The organism is Kosakonia sp. 1610, assembly GCF_050435845.1.
GTDB classification, from domain to species: domain Bacteria; phylum Pseudomonadota; class Gammaproteobacteria; order Enterobacterales; family Enterobacteriaceae; genus Kosakonia; species Kosakonia cowanii.
Genome location: NZ_JBNDKZ010000002.1, coordinates 516,971 through 533,875, shown reverse-complemented (window position 1 = coordinate 533,875; position 16,905 = coordinate 516,971). Strand labels below are relative to the sequence as shown.

General features: G+C 55.0%; 18 protein-coding genes. 6 read left to right on the top strand and 12 right to left on the bottom strand.

What is annotated here, in order from left to right:
* Positions 1 to 248 precede the first annotated feature (248 nt).
* Together melB and ABIC80_RS10505 are read right to left on the bottom strand one after the other, a co-directional pair.
* Positions 249 to 1,667, bottom strand: coding sequence for a melibiose:sodium transporter MelB (gene melB / locus ABIC80_RS10510; RefSeq protein ID WP_429176979.1), 1,419 nt, complete (start codon positions 1,665 to 1,667; stop codon positions 249 to 251).
* 70 nt (positions 1,668 to 1,737) lie between these two features.
* The gene (locus ABIC80_RS10505) at positions 1,738 to 3,090 is read right to left on the bottom strand and encodes an alpha-glucosidase/alpha-galactosidase (RefSeq protein WP_429176976.1); all 1,353 of its coding nucleotides are present in this window, start codon (positions 3,088 to 3,090) and stop codon (positions 1,738 to 1,740) included.
* Positions 3,091 to 3,324: 234 nt separating this feature from the next.
* On the opposite strand from ABIC80_RS10505, the gene melR reads away from it, so the two are divergent.
* Entirely contained in the window at positions 3,325 to 4,242 is a 918-nt protein-coding gene (gene melR / locus ABIC80_RS10500) for a transcriptional regulator MelR (RefSeq protein ID WP_042715696.1), read from the top strand.
* A 202-nt stretch (positions 4,243 to 4,444) separates the two neighbouring features.
* On the opposite strand, the gene ABIC80_RS10495 is transcribed toward melR, so the two are convergent.
* The 3 genes from ABIC80_RS10495 to ABIC80_RS10485 all read right to left on the bottom strand — a co-directional run bounded on the left by ABIC80_RS10495 (position 4,445) and on the right by ABIC80_RS10485 (position 7,355).
* Positions 4,445 to 4,900, bottom strand: coding sequence for a lysozyme inhibitor LprI family protein (locus tag ABIC80_RS10495; protein ID WP_429176973.1), 456 nt, complete (start codon positions 4,898 to 4,900; stop codon positions 4,445 to 4,447).
* Between the two features lie 269 nt (positions 4,901 to 5,169).
* Complete coding sequence (locus tag ABIC80_RS10490; protein WP_367163404.1) at positions 5,170 to 6,708, bottom strand: methyl-accepting chemotaxis protein; 1,539 nt, start codon at positions 6,706 to 6,708, stop codon at positions 5,170 to 5,172.
* A 392-nt stretch (positions 6,709 to 7,100) separates the two neighbouring features.
* Entirely contained in the window at positions 7,101 to 7,355 is a 255-nt protein-coding gene (locus tag ABIC80_RS10485; protein ID WP_277170358.1) for a helix-turn-helix domain-containing protein, read from the bottom strand.
* Positions 7,356 to 7,461: 106 nt separating this feature from the next.
* Between ABIC80_RS10485 and ABIC80_RS10480 the strand changes: the two genes are divergently transcribed.
* Together ABIC80_RS10480 and ABIC80_RS10475 are read left to right on the top strand one after the other, a co-directional pair.
* Positions 7,462 to 7,689 carry a helix-turn-helix domain-containing protein gene (locus tag ABIC80_RS10480; RefSeq protein WP_200135137.1) on the top strand — a complete coding sequence of 76 codons (228 nt, stop codon included), beginning with the start codon at positions 7,462 to 7,464 and terminating at the stop codon, positions 7,687 to 7,689.
* 45 nt (positions 7,690 to 7,734) lie between these two features.
* The gene (locus ABIC80_RS10475; RefSeq protein ID WP_429176971.1) at positions 7,735 to 8,178 is read left to right on the top strand and encodes a DUF943 family protein; all 444 of its coding nucleotides are present in this window, start codon (positions 7,735 to 7,737) and stop codon (positions 8,176 to 8,178) included.
* A gap of 33 nt (positions 8,179 to 8,211) precedes the next feature.
* Here ABIC80_RS10475 and ABIC80_RS10470 read toward each other — a convergent pair whose 3' ends face one another.
* Genes ABIC80_RS10470 through ABIC80_RS10460 form a run of 3 tightly spaced genes read right to left on the bottom strand, consistent with a single transcriptional unit; the run spans position 8,212 to position 10,051 of the window.
* Positions 8,212 to 8,754, bottom strand: a complete 543-nt coding sequence (locus tag ABIC80_RS10470) for a 1,2-dihydroxy-3-keto-5-methylthiopentene dioxygenase (RefSeq protein WP_076769540.1) — start codon at positions 8,752 to 8,754, stop codon at positions 8,212 to 8,214.
* Complete coding sequence (gene mtnC / locus ABIC80_RS10465) at positions 8,751 to 9,440, bottom strand: acireductone synthase (RefSeq protein WP_429176968.1); 690 nt, start codon at positions 9,438 to 9,440, stop codon at positions 8,751 to 8,753. The genes ABIC80_RS10470 and mtnC overlap by 4 nt, the downstream gene beginning before the upstream one ends.
* Positions 9,437 to 10,051 carry a methylthioribulose 1-phosphate dehydratase gene (locus tag ABIC80_RS10460; RefSeq protein WP_429176966.1) on the bottom strand — a complete coding sequence of 205 codons (615 nt, stop codon included), beginning with the start codon at positions 10,049 to 10,051 and terminating at the stop codon, positions 9,437 to 9,439. The genes mtnC and ABIC80_RS10460 overlap by 4 nt, the downstream gene beginning before the upstream one ends.
* Positions 10,052 to 10,168: 117 nt before the next feature.
* On the opposite strand from ABIC80_RS10460, the gene ABIC80_RS10455 reads away from it, so the two are divergent.
* Positions 10,169 to 11,329: a pyridoxal phosphate-dependent aminotransferase gene (locus ABIC80_RS10455; RefSeq protein ID WP_429176964.1), complete on the top strand. Its 1,161-nt coding sequence runs from the start codon at positions 10,169 to 10,171 to the stop codon at positions 11,327 to 11,329.
* A gap of 4 nt (positions 11,330 to 11,333) precedes the next feature.
* On the opposite strand, the gene dsbG is transcribed toward ABIC80_RS10455, so the two are convergent.
* On the bottom strand, positions 11,334 to 12,080 hold the full coding sequence (gene dsbG, locus ABIC80_RS10450; RefSeq protein ID WP_429176962.1) for a thiol:disulfide interchange protein DsbG: 747 nt from the start codon (positions 12,078 to 12,080) through the stop codon (positions 11,334 to 11,336).
* Positions 12,081 to 12,444: 364 nt separating this feature from the next.
* On the opposite strand from dsbG, the gene ahpC reads away from it, so the two are divergent.
* Together ahpC and ahpF are read left to right on the top strand one after the other, a co-directional pair.
* A complete protein-coding gene (gene ahpC / locus ABIC80_RS10445) occupies positions 12,445 to 13,008 on the top strand; it encodes an alkyl hydroperoxide reductase subunit C (protein WP_023479935.1) in 564 nt (187 codons plus the stop codon).
* 180 nt (positions 13,009 to 13,188) lie between these two features.
* Positions 13,189 to 14,751, top strand: coding sequence for an alkyl hydroperoxide reductase subunit F (gene ahpF / locus ABIC80_RS10440; RefSeq protein WP_200580670.1), 1,563 nt, complete (start codon positions 13,189 to 13,191; stop codon positions 14,749 to 14,751).
* A 204-nt stretch (positions 14,752 to 14,955) separates the two neighbouring features.
* Here the strand turns inward: ahpF and uspG are convergent, their stop codons facing one another.
* The 3 genes from uspG to rna all read right to left on the bottom strand — a co-directional run bounded on the left by uspG (position 14,956) and on the right by rna (position 16,892).
* On the bottom strand, positions 14,956 to 15,384 hold the full coding sequence (gene uspG, locus ABIC80_RS10435; RefSeq protein ID WP_023479942.1) for a universal stress protein UspG: 429 nt from the start codon (positions 15,382 to 15,384) through the stop codon (positions 14,956 to 14,958).
* A 145-nt stretch (positions 15,385 to 15,529) separates the two neighbouring features.
* Positions 15,530 to 15,940, bottom strand: coding sequence for a nucleoside diphosphate kinase regulator (gene rnk / locus ABIC80_RS10430; RefSeq protein ID WP_042715712.1), 411 nt, complete (start codon positions 15,938 to 15,940; stop codon positions 15,530 to 15,532).
* Between the two features lie 148 nt (positions 15,941 to 16,088).
* Positions 16,089 to 16,892: a ribonuclease I gene (gene rna, locus ABIC80_RS10425; RefSeq protein WP_242389053.1), complete on the bottom strand. Its 804-nt coding sequence runs from the start codon at positions 16,890 to 16,892 to the stop codon at positions 16,089 to 16,091.
* Between the last annotated feature and the right edge of the window lie 13 nt (positions 16,893 to 16,905).

The following is a 16,905-nucleotide window of genomic DNA, read 5'->3' as shown; positions in this document are numbered from 1 at the left end:
CGCGCGCCCGCGCAGCTGACAACCTGTTGCGTAAAAGTGACAACCCGCAGGGAAGTGATGACCGGATAAGGCCCGGTGCATTGCCCGATGACGCTGCGCTTATCGGGCCTACGGGAGCGTTGGTCGGATAAGGCCCGGTGCATTGCCCGATGGCGCTACGCTTACCGGGCCTACGGGAGGTGTATTGTATGCCGGTTAAGTGCGTAGGCCGGATAAGGCGTTAGCCGCCATCCGGCAATCACGCGCACTTACGCCTGTACCCGGTCGCCCACTACCGGCGGCGTCCGCGGTGCATTGGCATTGCCGACGTGGCGATACTTATCCAGCAGATGGATTTGAATGCGGCGCAGCATATCGCCATTGAGTTTGTAGAAGCGGAAATAGACCAGCAGCGAGATGACAAAGAAGCAGGCGGGGAGCGCCAGCATGATCATCTGCATGCCCATTAAGGTACTGGCGGACTGCGCCACGTTCGGCACATACCCAATCACCCCGAGCACCACGGCGATAAAGTAAGCCGCAAAGGCCGCGCCCGCTTTCACCACCAGCGTCTGCACCGAGTAGGCGATGCTCTCACAGCGCACATTGAGTTTGTATTCGCCGTAATCGACGGTGTCGGCAACCATAATCACCTGCAACACCCAGAAGAAGGCTTTGCCGATGCTGAACAGCACGCCCGCCAGCAAAATCACCCATGCGTGAGTCTGGCCGAGCAGCGCCATCCACAGCAGCACGCCGCCGCTGATAATCGGCAGCACCGACGCCCCCGCCCACAGCACGCGGCGTGAGAAGAGTTTCACCAGCTTCGGGAAGAGCATCAGGATCAGCAGGTTCGCGACGCCCGCATAGGACATGTAATAGGGGAAGAGATCGACATCGCCAATCACGTAGGTGAAGTAGTAGATCGCAAAGCCTTCGATGACGTTAGCGGCGGTGTTGTAGGCCAGCGCCATCACCAGCAGGCAGGCGAGCTGATCGTTCTTAATAATCAGTTGCAGCATCGCTTTCAGGTTCATTGGCGCGCTCTGTTCGCCGCCCTGTTTATCAGAGGAGTAGACCTCATGTACGTTGCGCAGGGTGACGATGGTCGAGAGGATAAAAAAGGCGATCAGCACCAGCGTCAGCATCTGGAAGCCAAACCCGCGATCCGCTCCGCCGAAGGCGTTCACAAACGGCAGCGCGATCCCCGCGGTAACAAACCCGGCGAGGCTGGCGAAAAAGCGCGGGTAGGGCACCAGCTGTTCGCGCTCGCGCTTGTCCAGGGTGATGGTCGGCACCAGCGACCAGAACGGCACATCCATAATCGTGTAGGTGAAACCCCACAGCAGATAGGTCGCCCACACCCACACCAGCTGGGTGGTGCCGGTAAAGTGGTGGGCGCTGAAGAGCATATAGAGCACCAGCGAGTTGGTCAGCGTGCCGACTAAAATCCACGGCTTGAACTTGCCCCAGCGCGTGCGGGTACAGTCGACTATCCAGCCCATGATCGGGTCGGCCAGCGCGTCGAGAATGCGCGCCACCAGAAAGAGCGTGCCGACCATGCCGACCGACAGGCCGACAATATCGGTGTAGTAATACATCAAGTACATGTAGACGATGCCGATCGCAAAATCCTTACCAAATGCACCAAATCCGTAGCTGAGCTTTGTTGTGATTGAAATACTCATAGGGTACCGATTGCCTCTTTCAGTGTCGGAAGGGTTGCAAAACCGCCGGGCGCGCGGCCCGGCGAATGCGTTAGCGATGCAGCCACGCGGGCAGCCACTCGCCGTGGCTTGCGATCAGGTCATCCACCAGCGCATAGATTTCATCGATACCAAGCACCGCCGCGGTGTGCGGATCCATCAGCGCGGCGTAATAGACATAATCCCGATTCTCGGTCAGCACCGCTTCGGTAAGCAGCGTCTGCACATTGATGTTGGTCTGCATCATCGCCGCAAGATGCGCGGGCAACTTACCCGCTTTGGTCGGCTGAATGCCGTTGGCATCGACCAGGCACGGCACTTCGACGCAGCACCCTTCCGGCAGGTTGTCGATCAGGCCATCGTTGCGCACGTTGCCATAGATGACGCTCGGCTCGCCGGTCCAGATGGCGTTCATAATGGTGCTGGCATACTCCCGCGAGGCTTTCACCTCAATGCGATCGGCGGTTTTGTACTCCGCCAGCTCCTTCTGCCAGGTTTCCAGCTGTTCCACGCAGCGTTTCGGGTACTCATCGAGCGGCACCTGGTAGCGTTCCAGTAAATCCTCGCGTCCCGGCTTGATAAACCACGGCGTATATTCAGCGAAGTGTTCTGAGGATTCGGTAACGAAGTAGCCGAGCTTTTTGAACATCTCATAACGCACAATGTTCTGGCAGCGCGGGTTGCCGTGCATGTTCGGCTTCGGCGCGCGTTTGTCTTCATAGGCCTGTAACAGCTCGGGATAGATGCTGGCATAACTGCCGTCCGGCTGCTTTTTCTCCAGCGACAGGTAAAAGGCCATATGGTTGATCCCGGCGCAGCGGTAGCGTAACAACGCCGGGTCGAGATCGAGATCGCGCGCCAGCTCCTCCGCGGTGCCCTGCACCGAGTGGCAGAGACCAACCTGTTTGATATGCGGATAGCGGGCATAGATCGCCCAGGTGTTCATCGCCATCGGGTTGACGTAGTTCAACAGCGTGGCGTTCGGGCAGACGTCGGTCATATCCTCACAAATTTGCCACAGGTGAGGGATGGTGCGCAGGGCGCGCATGATGCCGCCGGGGCCGAGGGTGTCGGCGATGGTCTGCTCAAGACCGTGGCGTTTACACACTTCAAAATCGGTGACGGTGCAGGGTTCGTAGCCGCCAATCTGGAACGCGACGACCACAAAGTCGGCCCCTTTTAGCGCCGTTTTTTGATCCGTATGGCAAGTGATGTTCCCGTAAGCGCCGACCGAATCCATCAGTTTGCGCACCACGATGTGCGACTCTTCAAGGCGCGTGGCGTCAATATCCATCAGCGCTACCTGTGCGTTTTTCAGTGCCGGACGCTGGAACACGTCGCCGAGGATGTTTTTAACAAACACCGTGGAACCGGCGCCGATAAAGGTGATTTTTGGTGCAGACATGAACCTTTCTCCCTGATGTGATTGTACGTTCTGAGCGTGGCACGCCAGGCCTGCGCCATCTGCCTTCTTCCCGGCGGGAGATTCCCGAAAACTCAGATCGCGTAATGCGCCGCGCGCGATCTGAGTTTCCGGGAGAAAATGGGCGCTTAAGCAGAGTTAATGGCAACGGCTTTCACTAAACTAGAGCAGGTGAGGGCGCGGTGAAGCGCGAAAGTGATGATGCGGGAAGGAGCGATGGCAAAAGAACTTATCAGAGCAGATATGTGCAGCGGGGATGAGAAAACCACCCGCGGCCCGCTGTCGCTCTACTCGGAATACCAGCGCATGGAGATTGAGCTGCGCGCGCCGCTGGCGATGCCCGCCAGCCACTGGCACGGCCAGGTGGAAGTGAACGTGCCGTTTGATGGCGACGTCGAGTATCTGATCAATAACGAAGTGGTGCGCATCAAACAGGGGTATATCACCCTGTTCTGGGCCTGTACCCCGCACCAGTTGACGCGCCCCGGCGACTGTACGCAGATGGCGATTTTTAACCTGCCGATGCACCTGTTTCTCTCGTGGCCGCTGGATCGCGAACTGATTAACCACGTCACCCACGGCATGGTGATCAAATCCCTCGCCGCCCAGCAGCTGAGCGCGTTTGAAGTGCAGCGCTGGCAGCATGAACTTAACAGCGATAACGAGCAGCTGCGCCAGCTGGCGATTGAGGAGATCGCCCTGATGCTTAAGCGCTTTAGCCTCTCCGGCTGGCAGCCGATCCTCGTCAATAAAACCTCGCGCACCCATAAAAACAGCGTCTCGCGCCATGCGCAATTTTACGTCAGCCAGATGCTGGAATTTATTGCCGTCAATTACGATCAGGTGCTGACGATTAACGCCATCGCCGAGCATGTGAAGCTCAATCCCAACTATGCGATGGGCATTTTCCAGCGCGTGATGCAGCTGACCATGAAGCAGTACATCACCGCCATGCGCATCAACCACGTTCGTGCGCTGCTGAGCGATACCGATAAAACGATCCTTGATATCGCGCTCACCGCCGGGTTTGGCTCCAGCAGCCGCTTTTACAGCACCTTTCAGAAGTATGTCGGCATGCCGCCGCAGAAATACCGCAAGCTCAGCCAGCTACGACGCCAGCAGCATGCGGGGTGAAAAGGCCTTTATCCCCACTAAGGGATATTGAGAGGAATATCCCTTAGTGGGGATAAAGTGGCGGGTCTGCCAGATATGCGCATTGCCCGATGGCGCTGCGCTTATCGGGCCTACGGAATGCGCTGGCTATGTAGGCCGGATAAGGCGTTAGCCGCCATCCGGCGATTGCCCGATGAAACCAGAGCCAAGGTGTGAAAGGTGATCACTTCAGCCAGGTCATTTTTATAAACTGCTGCCGATCTCTGTTTTGATCGAGAATGCACTGCGTTTTTATATCATCCCGGCTTGCCGCCCATTCTCCGACTAACGCGGCGTTCGCCGTACATAATTTATCTCTTGAGATGACCCAGGCTTGTTGAGACTCCTGAAAGTTCTCCCAGAAGATATCTTTGATTTTTTTGCCCTCGCTGTCATTGAGGCGGTAAGGGTCGTCATAGTTGCTAGCTATATTCTCATGCAACAAATGAACGGCGTGATTTAACGAGTCGCTTGAGCTTTTCAACAATGCGCTTTTGCATTTCTCTTGCGTATCAATATTGTGCCCATACGCTGGCAAGCTAAGGCAGTGTTGTAATTCACTCCCTATGTGGAGTGGCATCGCACCAGAGATTGATGGCAGAAGCGAGAGTAAAAAGAGAAGGGAAGAAAGGCGTTTCATCCTGGCAGCATCATCCTTACGTCGATAGGTTCAGTAGCCCTGTAATCGCTGTTTTAAACCTGCCTTTAATCAAAGCTTCTCAGTGCGGCAGACCATTTATTGCGGCGAGTTATCTTTGCTACTTGCATGAAGGATTGTCAAATGCAGATGCCCGATGGCGCTGCGCTTATCGGGCCTACAAAAATGCCGGAGTGATGTTGGGCATCATCCGGCGGGGAATAGCGTAGGCCGGATAAGGCGCGAGCCGCCATCCGGCAATGGCATTTCGGTTACAGCCTGAAGGCGTTCACATCGTTCAACAGCTTGCCGGCCTGGTGGCTGAGGGAGTTGGCGGCGGTGGCCATCTCTTCCACCATCGCGGCGTTCTGTTGCAGGTTGCCTTCCATCTGGCTGACGGCGACGTTGACCTGCTCAATGCCGTAGCTCTGCTCAGTAGATGAGTTATTCACCTGGTTTATCAGTACCGTGGTTTCATCCACCGCGCCGAGGGCATCGTTCATGCGCGTGGTGACATTGGCGGCGTAATTCACCCCCTGACCGACATTCTTAATCGCTTCATCAATCAGACCACGAATATCGCGCGCCGCAACGGATGAGCGTTGTGACAGGGAGCGCACTTCGCCTGCGACCACCGCAAAACCTTTACCTTGCTCACCCGCGCGGGCAGCTTCAACGGCTGCGTTCAGCGCCAGGATATTGGTCTGGAAAGCAATCCCATCAATGATGTCTGTAATTTCTGAAATCTTCGCGGAAGAAGCCGAAATATCATCAATCGATTTTTGCAGCGAGCTGAGTTCGCGGTGGCTCTCATTGACCATCGTCTGCACGCGGCCGATATAGGTATTCGCCTCTTTGGCGTTGTCCATATTGTGTTTCACCGTTACCGACAGCTCATTCATGCTGGCTGCGGTCTGCTCCAGCGACGACGCCTGCGACTCGGTGCGCGAAGAGAGGTCATCATTGCTTTTGGCGATCTCGCTGGCGGCGGTATCCACTTCGTTACTGGCATCTTTTACGCTGGCTAATACGTGGCGGATTTTATCCATCAGCGCGTTAAAACTGGTCGCTGTCGCACCGAGTTCGTCGTTATTATTCAGCGCCACTTTATGGGTTAAATCGAGAGAGCGGCTGATTAATCCCATGCTCTCCTGCAAACTTTTTAAGCCTTTACTTAAGTAACGCAGAATAACCGTGGCGAAGACCGCGACCAGCGCAACCAGAAAGACAATCGTGCCCACTAACAGCCAGAAAGTATTGATATATTGCGTATGGTTATTTTCGGCATACTCTTTCGCAATACTGTAATTATGCGCCAGCATCTCTTTTAAACCGGCACTTAATGCCACTGAGGCATTGGCAGTAACACCGCCGTCGGAGACCATCAGACGCGCCGCTTCTATTCCCTGGTTATGGTAGGTATCAGACATAGCCTCGGTTTTTTGCACATAATCATCAAAAATATCGCGCGTCTTTTTCAGTAATTGACCGTCAATTTTATCGCTGACCAGATTGGCCTGGTACTCATCAAAGATCTGGCGAGTTTTATTTAACTCATCTTTCGCCTGCGCCATATGTTTGGTAAACACCGCTTCATCGGTCACCAGCAGCGACATCAGGATCTGGCGTCTTGCCTCTTCGCGGTGCTGCACCGCTTCGCTCAGCTTGCTGATGCTCGGCAGACTATTTGACACAACATAGTCAAAACGCGTTTGCGCATTATCTAATGCTCTGATGCTTAATCCGCCCAGCACAAGCATCGCAATAAAGGTGATGGCAAAAACAATAATTAATTTTCTTAAAATAGTCATAACGGCCTCAGGTGCAATCCATATCCAACGCGGATGCTATTTTTATCGGCGACTAAAGTGAAACCTTCAGCCAGAACATTATAAAAAGAGAGTTCTTTTAAGCCTTTTTTGATCTGGACACGGATTGCGGGGGGATAATGAGTAAATACAAAGGTTAATAAGGCTAAATAAATGTGTTGTGAACACTTTATATAATATATTCCGCCTGTTTTGATGATGACTTACGGATATATTGTACATTCTAAATCTTTATTAGCTTGAGAGTTTAGTGTGTGTAAATTCTTGTTAATTTAAAATTAATAATAAAGTTGGTAAATCAAAAGAGTGCCTGAATAGACTACCGCCCAAAAAATTGGGCAGTAGGAAGAAAACCTCTGTTTTATATCCAACGCTTAGCAAGGAACCTGACGCAAACGACGCCTGATTTTGTTCCCTTGAGCATCTTTGTAGCGCTCCGGCCAAATGGCGTCGGGAGCAAGATCGAGAGCATGAGCGATGATGTATTCTCCCTTCGGCCAGGGGCGGTACAACGTGTTCGCTAGCGTTGATGAGGACAGCCCTGCCGCGCGAGACAACGCCGCCAGGCTCATCCCGCGCTTCTTAAGCGCGGCGAGAATGTCAGCATGGTGCCAGTTTTGATGTTCCATAGTGTTCTCCTTACACGTGGTTGTTATGTGCTCAATTATCCTGTTTTGGGATAAAATGGCAATGGGTAGATATTCGATTTCAGGATATTTTTAAGGGATCGAATCTATGGCTTCTGTCTACTCAGACGAGTACCAACGCGTTATCGCGGCACTTAAGCAAGCGCGTAAAGCGCAGGGCATCACGCAGATGCAGCTTGCCGAGGCGCTCGGACGACCACAATCCTTTATCGCCAAGAGTGAGAGCGGCGAGAGGAGGCTGGATGTGGTTGAGTTTGTACATCTGGCGAGGTTGGTGGGGCTGGCGGTGGAAGACGTGCTAAAAATCATTAAGTGAATGGCATGACACAAGATTCATTGCCCCTCCATATGGAGTTTTTGCATGAAAAAAGGAATATCGATTTGCTGCTTTATGGCGGGTGCTTTACTCATTTTTTACTATGTATTCATCACCGTTCCCGTAAAAATCATTGCCATCCATAAGGATAACTACGCCCCGGTTGTTGTCGTTGACCTGCTGCCACTATCAGATGCTAAGAAAATCGCGTGGTGGCGGGATGAAAGTAAAAATATCCTCACCAACGAAGATGACGCGCAAATCCATAATCGCGCTTTGAATTACTACATCTACCGTTTTGGCGAAGGCTATCAGGAGTCAGGCAAAAAGGATCGCCTCTGTTTCGACGATATGAAGGCACCTAAGAATTGCCTTGATAAAGATATTTTAATGATTGTCCGTTATCGAAAAAATGGCGATATCCAGTTCGATATTGATGACGATGCGTACATTCTCAGGCCGAGCGGTGAACTGAAGAAAGTCGATTAAAAGATTAAAGGCTCCCTGCGGAGCCTTTTTTGTTTACGCCAATCTCGGATACCCATCCGCAATCGCATCGCCGGTAAATTGCGCGATCCACCCCTCGGGATTATCAAAAATCCTGATCGCCGTGAAGTTCGGTTCCGAACCCATATCAAACCAGTGCGGTGTGCCGGCGGGCACGGAGATGAGGTCGTTCTTCTCGCACAGCACCTGATAGACTTCGTTGCCGATATGCAGGCAGAAGAGCCCGGCGCCTTCAACGAAGAAACGCACTTCATCTTCGCCGTGGGTGTGTTCGCTGAGGAATTTGCTGCGCAGCGCCTCTTTTTGCGGGTTGTCGGCGCGCAGGCTGATCACGTCCCAGCTCTGGTAGCCTTTCTCCTCCACCAGCTTGTCGATAGCGTGCTGATAGGCGTTGATCACCGTTTCCGGCGTTGGGTTAGCGCCCAAATCGCGGTCGGCCTGCCAGCGCTCAAAGCGCACCTCCTTCGCATTCAACTTCTGCTGAATCTCTGTGGCGTCGGTGCTGTGCCATACCGGCGTGCTGGCATCGGTGTCGGTGTAAATCGTCAGTGCGCTCATGAGGGGATCTGCTCCGGCTTGATGGTGCTGAATGAGTTAACCTGGTGATGATGGCTGGCTGCGTCATCATCATCGCGAATCAGTTGCGTGGTGCGGAAACCGGCCTCTTCGGCAGCGTCCAGCTCCTGATGAATGTCGGAGAGGAAGAGAATAGAAGAGGGCGGTAGCGCAAGCTGTGCGGCGATATTGCGATAGGATTGCACTTCGCGCTTGGCACCGACCAGCGTGTCGAAATAGCCGCTGAAGAGATGAGTAATATCACCTTCGTCGCTGTAGCCAAATAACAGTTTTTGCGCAGCAACGGAGCCAGAGGAATATACATAGAGATCAATGCCCTGCGCTTTCCAGTTCTCCAGCGCGGGCAGCACGTCGGGGTAGAGGTGGCCGGTAAAATCGCCGTTCACGTAGCCATCGCGCCAGATAATGCCCTGCAATGCTTTCAACGCCGTCGATTTGCGGTCTTCATCCATAAACGCAAACAGCACCTCGATAAGCTCTGCGCTGGTGGCGTTCGGCTGCGCAATCTCTTCCCGCAGATTATCGAGAATGGTGCTGACTGGCTCCTGATACTGCTGCGCGGTGACAAAACCCGCCAGCCGCTCGCGGGCGTAGGGGAAGAGGACGTTGTACACAAAGCGGATATCGCTGGTGGTGCCTTCTATATCGGTGACAATCGCGCGGATCATAATCTCTCCAGCAGTTGGCGCTGCAATTCGCATTCAAATAAAAACTCCAGTCCTTCGAGGTGACGGCGCGCTTCGGCGACGTCGCGCCCCCAGCAGGTTAACCCGTGGCCGCGCAGCAGAAAACCATAACGTAACGGGTTTGATTCGGCATAAGCGGCGATGCGCCCGGCGAGCGCGTCGATATCCTGATCGTTATCGAAAATGGCAATCGGCACGCTCTCGAGGTGCGTCTGCTGCCCGCTGAGGGATTTTTGCATCTCATACCCGCTTAGTTGCAGCGCGGCGCTTTTCTCCACCCGCGACAGCACGGTAGCGTTGACGGTGTGGACATGCAGCACCGCGTTAGCGTCAGGGTAGAGGCGGTAAATCAGAGTGTGGAGACCGGTTTCGGCGGAGGGTTTGCGCCCGGATGGCGCATGGTTATCGGCGATGGAGACCTGCAAAAAATCCTCCGGCGTCAGGCTGCCTTTATCTTTCCCGGACTCGCTCAGCCAGCACCATTCGGCACTTTGGCGCAGGGACATATTACCGCCCGTTGCGGGTGCCCACCCTTTAGCGCCGATCCAGTGGCAGGCAGAAACAAGTTGCTGGAGTTGCAGGTTGTCGGTCATCGCGTTTTCCTTATCAGGAATATCGTTGTGATATAGACGTCTAAGCGTCTTGATTGCCAAATACTAGCATCGTGTTATAGTGGCGGCAACTTGAGTCTCGACAGCAGGCACGAAAAGATGCGCAATAACCCTTTGATTCCTGAGAGTAAACTCCCCGCTTTAGGCACCACCATCTTCACGCAAATGAGCGCGCTCGCCCAGCAGCATCAGGCGATTAATCTTTCACAAGGCTTCCCGGATTTTGACGGCCCGCGCTATTTGCAGGAGCGGCTGGCGTATCACGTTGCGCAGGGCGCAAATCAATATGCGCCGATGACCGGCGTGCAGGCATTGCGCGAAGCGATTGCCGAGAAAACGGCGGCGCTTTATGGCCATCAGCCGGACGTGAACAGCGACATTACCGTCACCGCCGGGGCGACGGAAGCGCTCTATGCGGCGATCACCGCGCTGGTGCGCGAGGGCGATGAGGTGATCTGCTTCGATCCAAGCTATGACAGCTACGCGCCTGCGGTTGAACTCTCTGGCGGGGTGCTGAAGCGCATCGCCCTGCAACCGCCGCACTTTCGCGTTGACTGGCAGGCTTTCGCCGCGCTGCTCAGCGATCGCACCCGGCTGGTGATTGTTAATACGCCGCACAACCCGTCGGCGACGGTGTGGCAGGAGGCCGATTTTGCCGCACTGTGGCAGGCGATTGCCGATCGGGAGATCTATGTGCTGAGCGATGAAGTCTACGAGCATATCTGCTTTGCCGATGGCGGGCATGCCAGCGTGCTGAAGCATCCGCAGCTGCGCGAGCGCGCCGTTGCCGTGTCGTCATTTGGCAAAACCTATCATATGACCGGCTGGAAAGTGGGGTACTGCATTGCGCCCGCCGCCATCAGCGCCGAGCTGCGCAAAGTGCACCAGTACTTAACCTTTTCGGTGAACACCCCGGCGCAGCTGGCGCTGGCCGATATGCTGCGTGCCGAGCCACAGCACTACCGCGAGTTGCCGGAGTTTTACCGCGCGCGTCGTGACGTGCTGGTGAATGCCCTGCGTGATAGCAAGCTGGAGATTTTGCCCTGCGAAGGAACCTACTTTTTGCTGGCGGATTACAGTGCCATCTCCGATCTCGATGATGTTGCTTTTTGCCAGTGGCTGACCAAAGAGGTGGGGGTGGCGGCCATTCCGCTGTCGGTGTTCTGCGCCGATCCCTTCCCGCATAAGCTGATTCGCCTCTGCTTTGCGAAACAGGAATCGACGCTGCTGGCGGCGGCAGAGCGCCTCTGCACGCTGTAGCGGCTTACTTCTCGCCCATAATCGTTTTGAGCTTTTCCGCATCCGGCAGGCCGACCGCCTGCTGGAGCACGTTCTCTTCATTCATATAGTAGATAGCGGGCGTGGCGTTGGCCCCGAGATCGTCCATGATCTTCTGATTGAGATTGAGCGAGCGCATAATCGTCGGCGGAATGGTTTTCGGCAGCGCCAGCACCATTTTGCCGTTCGACTGCTCATACTCATGCCAGCTTTTGGCCGGATCTTTCGCGCTGAGGATTGCCGCCGCGGCCGCCGGGCTTTCCGGTTTGATCACGCCGACCATTAAGGTGCGGATCTGCACCTTGCCGGACTCCACCCACGGGCGCGCCTGCTGCCAGAACTGTTTGCAGTAGGGGCAGTAGGGGTCGGCAAAGACATACACCACGCGCGGCGCGGTTTTTTGCCCGTCGAGGATCCACTCCGCTTTCTCCATCCGCTGCCAGAGTTCGCGCCCGGCCGGGCCATAAAGCTCCTGATTGAACAGCTTTTCGCTGAGATTGGTGCCCGCTTCGTCATACATATAGCCCGAGATGGCGTGTTTGCCGTCCGGCGTGACGTAGATGGTGACGCCCATCTCCTGATATTTACCCAGATAGCCTTTCATACCGCCCGGTGCGTCAAAGGATTTAATGATAGTAATGCCTTGCTTTTCAATGGCTTTAACCGGCGCGGGCAGATCTTCGGCGTGCAGGGTCAGCGGCAGCAGGGTGAGCATTAACAGGCGCTTGAGCATAAAAATCCTTATCAATTCAGTGGGTAAAGGTAAGAAAGGCTAAACCTATCACAGCCATAGGCAAGAGACAGGGAATAATGATTGTCGAACTCCCAGGGGAGTGGTGTAATCAACCCTGTTTGCCGTCGACAGATGGCAGGCGTATCGCACAGCCAGCGTGCTGGCACTGAAGTCACCCGCGGGTATTTCAGATATTGAGGCCACCCGTACCGGTGGCCTTTTTACTTTTGGCTAATGTCTGTTCACAGAGTTGTTCGTTGGCGGTTGTTAGCTAACGCTTATTGATTTGATAATGCAAACGCATTAGCCGTCGTAAGCAAAGTTCGTTAACTTATGCCCCAACGAAAACACGGAGGAAGTATAGATGTCCTTAATTAACACCAAGATCAAACCTTTCAAAAACCAGGCGTTCAAAAACGGTGAATTCATCGAAGTAACCGAGAAAGATACCGAAGGCCGCTGGAGCGTCTTCTTCTTCTACCCGGCTGACTTCACCTTCGTATGCCCGACCGAACTGGGCGACGTGGCTGACCACTACGAAGAACTGCAGAAACTGGGCGTTGACGTTTACTCTGTTTCCACCGACACCCACTTCACGCACAAAGCATGGCACAGCAGCTCTGACACCATCGCGAAAATCAAATACGCGATGATCGGCGACCCGACTGGTGCCCTGACCCGTAACTTCGAAATCATGCGTGAAGACGAAGGTCTGGCAGACCGCGGTACCTTCATCGTTGACCCGCAGGGCATCATCCAGGCTATCGAAGTGACCGCTGAAGGCATCGGCCGTGACGCATCTGACCTGCTGCGTAAAATCAAAGCGGCTCAGTATGTTGCTTCTCACCCAGGCGAAGTGTGCCCGGCTAAGTGGAAAGAAGGCGAAGCGACCCTGGCTCCGTCCCTGGACCTGGTTGGCAAAATCTAAATTTCCGTCGTCTTTGCGCCATAGCTTTGCTGGCATCGCTCTGACGCAAGACACTTAGGAAATTATCTATGATACGGGTGCTTTTTGGGCGCCCGTTTTATTCAGCACCATGATGCAAGTTGCATTAGTGCAGTCGCAAAATCGGCTTGCATGATGATGTTTTAAGAGAAGGATACCGACATGCTCGACACTACAATGAAAACCCAGCTCAAGGCTTATCTTGAGAAACTGACCAAGCCTGTTGAGTTGATCGCGACGCTGGATGACAGCGCGAAATCTACCGAAATTAAAGAGCTGCTGGGCGAAATCGCCGAGCTCTCTGACAAAGTGACCTTTAAAGAGGACAACACCCTGGCGGTGCGTAAGCCCTCTTTCCTGATCACCAACCCAGGCTCGCACACTGGCCCGCGCTTTGCTGGCTCTCCGCTGGGGCATGAATTTACCTCGCTGGTGCTGGCGCTGCTGTGGACCGGCGGTCATCCGTCGAAAGAGGCTCAGGCGCTGCTGGAGCAGATCCGCGATATCGACGGCGACTTTGAGTTCGAGACTTACTACTCGCTCTCCTGCCACAACTGCCCGGACGTGGTGCAGGCGCTGAACCTGATGTCGGTGCTGAACCCGCGCATCAAGCACACGGCGATTGACGGCGGCACTTTCCAGAACGAGATCACCGATCGCAACGTGATGGGTGTTCCGGCGGTCTACGTTAACGGTCAGGAGTTTGGTCAGGGTCGTATGACGCTGACAGAGATCGTGGCGAAAATTGATACCGGCGCGGAAAAACGTGCGGCGGAAGAGCTGAACAAACGTGACGCTTACGATGTGCTGATTGTCGGCTCCGGCCCGGCGGGCGCAGCGGCCTCCGTCTACTCTGCCCGTAAAGGCATTCGTACCGGTCTGATGGGCGAACGCTTCGGCGGCCAGGTGCTGGATACCGTTGATATCGAAAACTACATCTCCGTGCCGAAAACCGAAGGCCAGCAGTTTGCGGGTGCCCTGAAAGCGCACGTTGCGGATTATGATGTTGATGTGATCGACAGCCAGAGCGCCAGCAAGCTGGTTCCGGCATCGGTTGAAGGCGGCCTGCATCAGATTGAAACCGCGTCTGGCGCCGTGCTGAAAGCGCGTACCGTCATCATTGCGACCGGTGCGAAATGGCGCAACATGAACGTGCCGGGCGAAGATCAGTATCGCACCAAGGGCGTAACCTACTGCCCGCACTGCGACGGCCCGCTGTTTAAAGGCAAGCGCGTGGCGGTGATCGGCGGCGGTAACTCCGGCGTGGAAGCGGCTATCGATCTGGCCGGGATTGTTGAACACGTGACGCTGCTGGAGTTTGCTCCGGAGATGAAAGCGGATCAGGTGTTGCAGGATAAAGTTCGCAGCCTGAAGAACGTTGATATCGTTCTGAACGCGCAGACCACCGAAGTGAAAGGCGACGGCACCAAAGTGACCGGCCTTGAGTACCGCGACCGCGTGAGCGGCGATGTACATCAGGTTGCGCTGGCGGGGATCTTCGTTCAGATCGGTCTGCTGCCGAACACCACCTGGCTGGAAGGCGCGATTGAGCGCAACCGCATGGGCGAAATCATCATCGACGCCAAATGCGAAACCAGCGTGAAAGGCGTGTTCGCGGCGGGCGACTGCACCACGGTGCCGTACAAACAGATCATTATCGCTACCGGCGAAGGTGCCAAAGCGTCGCTGAGCGCGTTTGATTACCTGATCCGTACCAAAGCGTAAGCAAAATTAGAAAGTGAGAGTCACCTGCATATAAAAAGCTGCCGCAAGGCAGCTTTTTTTTTACCCGGATGATTCGGTGCGCTCATTTTGCCGGATGGCGGCTGCGCCTTATCCGGCCTACAAAAGACCGCGATCCCTTTAACAACAACGCGCACAATCCCGTAGGCCGGATAAGCGTCAGCGCCATCCGGCAATAATTACCCTCTACCGCACGACCAACACCGGAATATGCGCGTGGCGCACCACGCTGGAGGCATTGGAGCCGAGCAGATGGGTGCTGATGGAGGGGTTGCGCGAGGCGATCACCACCATATCCGCATGTAGCTCTTCGCCAAGCTCATTGACCATATCGCGCACGCTACCAAAGCGAACGTGGGTATGAATGCGCGAAGGATCGATGGAGAAATGGCTTCGCATACTCTCCAGGCGGGTTTGCGCCTCCTGGTGCAGATGCTCCTCAAAGCGGCGTAAATCGGCGGCAAAACGGTGCAGGCTCAGGCTGGCGGAAGCGGGTAACACATGCAGCAGGTGAATAACACCTTCGCTCTGGGCGAGAAACTCTGCGTGGCGGACGGCTTTGTCACTTAACTCCATTTCGAAAATATCGACCGGCATAATGATTGTCTGGTACATAAACGCGTCTCCCTGTGGGTTATGTCCCAGGAATTGAAGCACAAAGAGAGGGGGGATTTTGCTGCATGGGTGGCAAAACTGAACAATGGCGGGCGCCGGAAAGAGGATGCGGGCGCATCCTCTGCAAAACAAAGCAGGGCGGGGATCAGAGCATGAAATCGCCAGCGGCTTCGGGCTGGTAAAGCAGCTCCAGCACTTCAAGGTCGGTGGTGGTTCCCCCCGGCAACGTCCAGTGAATGGAATCACCAACACGTAAACCTAACAGCGCCGCGCCCACCGGGGCCAGTACCGACAGCTGCGTGGCGCTGTCTGTCATCTGCGCCGGGTAGACCAGCGTACGTACGCGGATTTCACCGCTTTTCAGCTCGCGGAATTTTACCGTGCTGTTCATCGTCACCACATCATGCGGCATCGCTTCTGGCGCGCACATATTCGCGCGATCCAACTCCTCATTCAGCGCATCCGCGACCGCAAGGCTGGCATGTGCAGGCTGCTCCAGCAAGCGGTCAAGGCGCTCAGCGTCTCGCTCATTAATGATAATGGCAGGTCTGGACATCTCTTACTCCGTGTCAGGTGATTGATCCAAAGAAAAACCCTCGCCGACGGGCAGCGAGGGTTTGTCTAAAGCTGATGATACTAACCCGGCCCCATGCTGTGAAGTGACCAGGCGCACATTTGCCTCAATTATGATTATTCCGCAGCGATCAGTAGCCCGCGCTGTCGAGGATAAAGTGATCCCCACAGTTGCCGGGGTGCGGCTGTGGCAGCAGCGAGCGGCCAGAGAGCGGCGCGTTAATCGCCTCGGCTTTAATGGCTACCTGCATTTCTGTCAAATAGGCCGGGTTGCCGTTGCAGGTGAGTTTCACCGCTTTCACGCTCTGCTTACCGTAAGCCTCGGCGACGGCAGCATCAAAGGCGGTGCGGGTGATCGCTTTGCCGTAGTTATTGGCAAGAAATACCCCAAGCGGGCTGGTTTTCATCTCATGATTCAGACGTACCATCGCGCCAAAATAGTCATCGGGATCGAAGCCGAAACAGACGCCGTGCTTGGCATATTCATAACGCTCAAGGCAGGAGTTTCCGCCGGAGCCGGGCATGGCGGCGTTGAGTTTATCTGCCATCTCCAGCGATAAACCGGTCTCTGCCGCCGCGCATTTCTGGCTGGTTTTCGCTTCCGGCATATTGGGGATCGGGCGCGTGGCGCAGCCAAAACGCATCCAGCGGCGGTTATCGACGCCGCGCGCGGCGATCGATTTCGGCAGGCCCGGCCATAAACCGTGCACCGTCAAATTATCGGCTTTGTCGTCCGGGGATTTTTGCAGGCGGCACTCGTCAGGCTCGTCGCGCCCGTTGTCGTGCATGCTCTGGCAAAAACCGGTCTGCCAGGAGAGCGCCAGCACGTAGCGATCAAAATCGCCATACTGCTTCGGTTGCAGCGGTGCGGCATAGGCAGAAGTAAAGAGTAGCGCGGCAATGCCTGTGCTGATGAAGAGTCCCTTTTTAAACATTTCAGTTCCTGAT